1 protein-coding gene is annotated in these 1,191 nt (G+C 59.3%); it reads left to right on the top strand.

Annotation, left to right across the window (positions count from 1 at the left end; all coding sequences use genetic code 11):
• Nucleotides 1-95: 95 nt before the first annotated feature.
• The coding region (locus ACRC0P_RS14725; protein ID WP_438632061.1) for a DUF7507 domain-containing protein at nucleotides 96-1,191 on the top strand (1,096 nt) is incomplete at its 3' end.

Genomic DNA, 1,191 nt, shown 5'->3' with positions numbered 1-1,191 from the left:
AAGTTGATGCCGGTACCGTCGACAATACGGCGACAGCGAGCGGCACCGATCCGGACAGCAATCCGGTCAGCGCTAATGACAGTACCAGCACGGCATTGACCACTTCGCCTGCTCTGGACTTGAGCAAAACTGCCGGCAGTCCCAGTGGCAACAGCGCTGGCGACACTATCGACTACACCTTCACCGTCACTAACACCGGCAACGTCACCATCGACGGTATTGCCATCGCCGATCCACAACTGGATGCGGCGGCGACCTGTGACACCACGACCCTAGCTCCGGGCGCGATCGCAACCTGCAACGGCACTCACACAATTACCCAGGCCGAAGTGGATGCCGGCCAGGTCGACAACACGGCGACGGCGAATGGCACCGACCCGGGCAGCAATCCAGTCAGCGCTAATGACAGCACCAGCACGGCATTGACCGCTTCACCCGCTCTGGACTTGAGCAAAGTAGCCGGTGCACCCAGCGGCAACAATGCCGGTGACACTATCGATTACACCTTTACGGTCACCAATACGGGCAACGTCACCATCGATGGTATTGCCATCACCGACGGGCAATTGGATGCGGCGGCGACTTGCGACACCACCATCCTGGCCCCGGGCGGGATCGCAACCTGCAGCGGCACCCACACTATCACTCAGGCGGAAGTGGATGCTGGTACCGTCGACAACACCGCGACGGCGAACGGCACCGATCCGGACAGCAATCCGGTCAGCGCTAATGACAGTACCAGTACGGCATTGACCGCTTCGCCCGCTCTGGACTTGAATAAAACTGCTGGTGCTCCCAGCGGCAACAATGCCGGGGACACTATCGATTACACCTTTACGGTCACCAATACTGGCAATGTCACCATCGACGGTATTGCCATCAACGACCCACAGTTGGATGCGATAGCAACCTGCGACACCACGACTCTGGCTCCTGGCGCAATCGCCACCTGCAACGGCACCCACACCATCACTCAGGCGGAAGTGGATGCTGGTACCGTCGACAACACCGCGACGGCGAACGCTACTGATCCGGGCGGTAATCCAGTTAGCGCCAATGACAGCACTAGCACGGCACTGACTGCTTCGCCCGCTCTGGATTTGAACAAAACTGCCGGTGCACCCAGCGGCAACAGCGCCGGTGACACTATCGATTACACCTTTACCGTCACTAACACCGGTAATGTCACCA

It is taken from the genome of Microbulbifer sp. (assembly GCF_051659245.1).
Classification (GTDB): domain Bacteria; phylum Pseudomonadota; class Gammaproteobacteria; order Pseudomonadales; family Cellvibrionaceae; genus Microbulbifer.
This window is presented reverse-complemented; position numbering and strand designations above follow the sequence as displayed.